Annotated in this window: 5 protein-coding genes; 1 reads left to right on the forward strand and 4 read right to left on the reverse strand. The window is 33.2% G+C overall.

The features are described 5' to 3' along the window. Positions 1–184: helix-turn-helix domain-containing protein (locus GZA11_RS16015; RefSeq protein WP_163183808.1), on the reverse strand; the 184-nt coding region annotated here is incomplete at its 3' end. Between the two features lie 69 nt (positions 185–253). Further along, complete coding sequence (locus GZA11_RS16020; protein ID WP_163184381.1) at positions 254–1,336, reverse strand: YncE family protein; 1,083 nt, start codon at positions 1,334–1,336, stop codon at positions 254–256. A gap of 205 nt (positions 1,337–1,541) precedes the next feature. On the opposite strand from GZA11_RS16020, the gene GZA11_RS16025 reads away from it, so the two are divergent. After that, positions 1,542–2,162 carry a YdhK family protein gene (locus tag GZA11_RS16025; protein ID WP_200878193.1) on the forward strand — a complete coding sequence of 207 codons (621 nt, stop codon included), beginning with the start codon at positions 1,542–1,544 and terminating at the stop codon, positions 2,160–2,162. A gap of 145 nt (positions 2,163–2,307) precedes the next feature. Here GZA11_RS16025 and GZA11_RS16030 read toward each other — a convergent pair whose 3' ends face one another. Beyond that, entirely contained in the window at positions 2,308–3,012 is a 705-nt protein-coding gene (locus tag GZA11_RS16030; RefSeq protein ID WP_038538626.1) for a hypothetical protein, read from the reverse strand. Positions 3,013–3,432: 420 nt separating this feature from the next. After that, positions 3,433–4,302, reverse strand: a complete 870-nt coding sequence (locus GZA11_RS16035; RefSeq protein WP_038538623.1) for a cation diffusion facilitator family transporter — start codon at positions 4,300–4,302, stop codon at positions 3,433–3,435. Positions 4,303–4,633: the final 331 nt, after the last annotated feature.

A 4,633-nucleotide genomic window follows, 5' to 3' on the forward strand; every position in this document is an offset into this window, starting at 1 on the left:
AAAACTGCTTATTTTTCTTGGCTGCCAAACCAATTCGACCAAATTCTTGATAAGCTCGTACCCATCGTCTTAACTGTGATTCTGCTAGTGGCTTATATTTCTTTGCAAGTAATCCACAACCTAATGGACCATTAAGATATTCTAGTACAACCATCATCTTAAATTCTTCACTATATTTAGCCATAAAAAACACCCCAAAAGTTAGATTTTAACTCTAACTTTTGGGGTGCAGTACCGTAGCTGACACCCTTTTTTAATTTATTGCTGTAATTCCATTTGGCTCCATTCCAACCTTCATTGTCGCAATTACTTTATTTCCCTCGTTTTCTATTACGCTCACAGTGTTATCATACATATTAGTAACATAAACAAATTTATTGTTATCACTCGTCACTATCCCATGTGCACCATTTCCAACCTTAATTGTTGCGACCACTTTTTTGGTTTCAAGATCAATTTTGGATATGCTATTTGCTGGATTTTCAGGTGTACCTTGATTGGCAACAAATGCATATTTACCATTAGATTGAATATAAACTTGAGCTGGTCCTTCTCCCACTGAAACTTTATCAACCTTATCAGTATCGAGATTAATAATAGCTATTGAATTTTCAGCATTTAAGGTTGTAACAAGTGTTTTTCCATCTTGTGTAATTCCTGTTGTAACCGGGGTTTTTCCTACCTTTATTTGTTTCATTTCTTTCATACTATCTAAATCAATCACACTAACAGTATCCTCGCCCATATTTGCAATATATGCTGTTTTGCTATTAGCCGCAATACGAAAACCATGTGGGCCCTTCCCTGTTGAAATGTTTTGAACCACCTTATATGACGATAAATCAATCACTGAAACATTGTTATCTTCATTGTTTGTCACTAATGCATACTTTCTATTTTCTGTAAACACAATATGAGCTGGATGGGCTCCCACTTCTACTTTGTGGAGTAATTTATCCGATTCCACATCATAAAACAGAGCATACCCATTTATTTTTTCCTCATGTCCACTATGTTCTCCGTATTCACTCATTTCAGGAACAACAGTAGCACCTAGAATTTTCCCATCAGGTGATATTTGAACATTATGAACTGAACCTTCAATTTTTATTGATTTAACAGTTTTATTGGTTGTAGCATCCATTTTCGTAATGCTCCCATGATCAGCTGTATAAACAAAATTTACTTTTTCTTTTTTTGATACAACTTGGGTTGACTTATCACTATTTACAGGATTATTAATTGTATCCTTCGATTTATTGTCTGTGCCATTACCACATGCAACTAAAAATAGGCTAAGAAGAAATAATAAGGTTATAATACTATGTTTTTTCATATAAACACTCCTTAATATTGTTACCATAAATGTAAAAAAATTTTGTGCAGAAAATTTGAAGAACCCGACTTCATTTATGACAATTTTTTGAGTAAACTAGGTTCCGATTCTTTTAATTTTTGAATAACTTATTTTGTTTTGGTTTTCTGCACAAATTCTGCACATTTTTGTTGTACTATTACTAGGAAACAAGATTAGGGAGGAAATGATAGTGAAAAAACGTACGATCTTATTTCTTCTAACCGTGATTGCTGCCTTATTTCTTGCAGCATGTTCCAATGATAACAGTGAACATTCCAATAAAAATCAAGCCGACCATAAAACAGAGCAAAAGCAGAATTCGAACTCTACAAAAGATGAGGGCATGACGGAAATGCACCATGAAGGTATGGATATGAATCATTCAAGTTCAGGTGAAGTCCCTCAAGGTTTAAAAGAGGCTGCAAACCCAAAATTTAAGGTTGGAAGTAAAGCAATAATTAATTCCGACCACATGGAGGGCATGAAAGGTGCAGAAGCAACCATTATTGGTGCTTACGAAACTACTGTGTATACCATTTCATATACACCGACAACTGGTGGAGAAAAAGTAACAAACCACAAATGGATTATCCATGAAGAGATTAAAGATGCTGTGGACCAACCATATAAACCAGGTGACGAAGTAACTGTTGAGGCAGACCATATGAAAGGCATGGAGGGTGCCAAAGCGGTAATTGACTCGGCTCAACGGACTACCATCTATATGGTTGATTACACTTCCACAACAGGAGAAAAAGTGACTAATCATAAATGGGTAACTGAAAGTGAACTAACAGTTAAATAAAAATACTAAATGCACCAGTATAGTGGAAGTTATTCCATACTGGTGCTTTTCTTTAACCGGTATTGGAGATAGTTTGTCATTAAATAGAGACCAGGAGAATAAAATGACTTAATTTACAATCAAATTACTATTTTCCAATCCATATCTAAGCATTTTTATAATAAAATGCATGAAGAATCAATGCGATGATTTTCTCTGGAGAATCGTCCTTTACATCAATCACATATACGTTACATATAATATGATTTCTCTTCATTTCACCAATTTCTTCATCTTTATGTATTAATGAAATATGAGAGGTAACCGTTGCAGCAGCAGTATAATACGAATTTTCACCGATTTGAAATTCAATTACTTCTTTTAGCTTTACTGTATTTTTTATATCCACCACTGTTTTCGCAGTTCCTACCATTTCTCCATTTTTATAAATCGTCCAGTAATCTTGTTTTGAAAAAAATTTTTCCTTTGTTGGCTTAATATCAAATTGAACACCATCAATTTTTATTGTTAATGCTAAGAAGAATTTGGATCCCAAAAGATCGGCAATAAAATAATGCCACTTTTTCAGAAACCTTCGTTGTATCGTTCCCCGCTTAACTTCTCCTTTATAAAATGGTTTTTCAATAGTGAAAACACTCTGTTTGTTTAAAAAAGACCACGAAGAAATTTGTCTAGGTTCATACTGCAATTCTTTCTTTGTAGAACTTTTACTAACAAAATATATAATGAATGCAGCAAATAAAAATATGTAAGTCGCTCCATAGGAAATTGGATCAAATGCTTCATATACTACATACCTAGCCAAAATAGCTAGTTGGACTAATACAAAAAGAATAATTAATCTATACACTCTTTCACCTCTTTAAGCATAATTCCCCCAGGTTAATATACGGAAATATTTAGCAAATTGTTTCAATAAATTAAAAAATTTCCATATCTTATATCACCAATAGAACAAAGATCTGTCCAATATGAGCCCAAATAAAAATTTCATTTCTCTTTTCTCGATATTCGCACGAAATTGTACTGATTTTTACTTTGATTTTAATAAAAAAATTTATGTTCCATAATAGACATATTTTTGATTGAAATAATTGAATAACTCCTTAATTCGCACAAAAAAACCGAAGATCTTCTAGAAATAAACCCCCGGTCCTCTTTTCCCCTACTTCTCTCCCGCATCAAGGAAGAACTATTTAACAGGAGAGAAACAGTGTTTTACATAGATCGAATAATGTAAATATGCTAAATACTAATTAGTATTTTTCCGTTAATTCGGTTCAACATGTACATGGACTTCGTAGACGCCATAATCTCTTATCATAACCTTTTCAACCTGTGTAGCTATGTCATGGGCTTGGTTAATATCTAACGTAGAATCTACTAAAAGGACAATATCCAGCACTTCATTATTACCATAGTTTCTTCCTTTTATTTCTTTTATCCCTTTAACCCCATTTATATTTTTAATGACATTATAATAAAGCTGAATTTTATTTACATCAAAACCGTCGGAAAGCTCATGAGAAGCCTGTCTAAATATAGTCCAACCTGTTTTTATAATTAGTATTCCAACTATTATTGCTGTTAGAGGGTCTAGCCACGGCATGTTTAATTGAGACCCAAATATTCCTATCGCTGTCCCGAGACTTACCCATGCATCGGAAATATTATCTTTTGCAGCTGCCATAACAGATTTGCTATTAATTTTGATTGCAAGTTTTTTATTATAGAGATAAACAAAATACATGACTATTGCCGAAAACACATCGACATATGCTGCAATTATATCAGGAAATTCCTCTTTACTTACAAAAATAGATGTAGTAGCATCGGCCAATACTTTCATACCAACTGCAATCATTATCAATGAAGCTATCATTGATGCAATCGTTTCACTTTTCCAATGTCCATAACCATGATCTTCATCGGGGGGCCTTCGAGCTAATCTTAATCCAATCAATACAGCAATGGATGCAATAATATCAGTAGTATTATTTAATCCATCTGCTTTTAACGCTTCAGAGTGACTCGTATATCCTATAACCAACTTGATAAACGATAGACAAATATATGTAATGATGCTAATGATTGCACCCCGTTCGCCTATTTTTAGATTTATGTATTTTTGATCATCCATCCATCTTCCCCCAATAATTTTAGTACAAAAAAAGAATATCAACTTATTAGAGGGTGGGTCTACAGCAACCTTTTTGTCCTCTTTTATAAAAATTTAAGAAAATAAAAGATTTTGTACGGGGGAAACAATTAAACCCTAATTTAAAAACAGAGCGACTACAAATCGTAACTAATAGAATTACGCATATTCTTCCCTTCAAATTTGGATTCATCACCAAAATTTGTGATTTAAACAAAAAAATGAAAACACTCATAGAATCCTGGCAATAATGTTAGCGACCAATTAACATAACAGGAGGTTCTATAAGTGTTTTCTGTATCTCTAGATTTGC

The organism is Neobacillus sedimentimangrovi (assembly GCF_010614825.1).
GTDB classification, from domain to species: domain Bacteria; phylum Bacillota; class Bacilli; order Bacillales; family Cytobacillaceae; genus Neobacillus; species Neobacillus thermocopriae.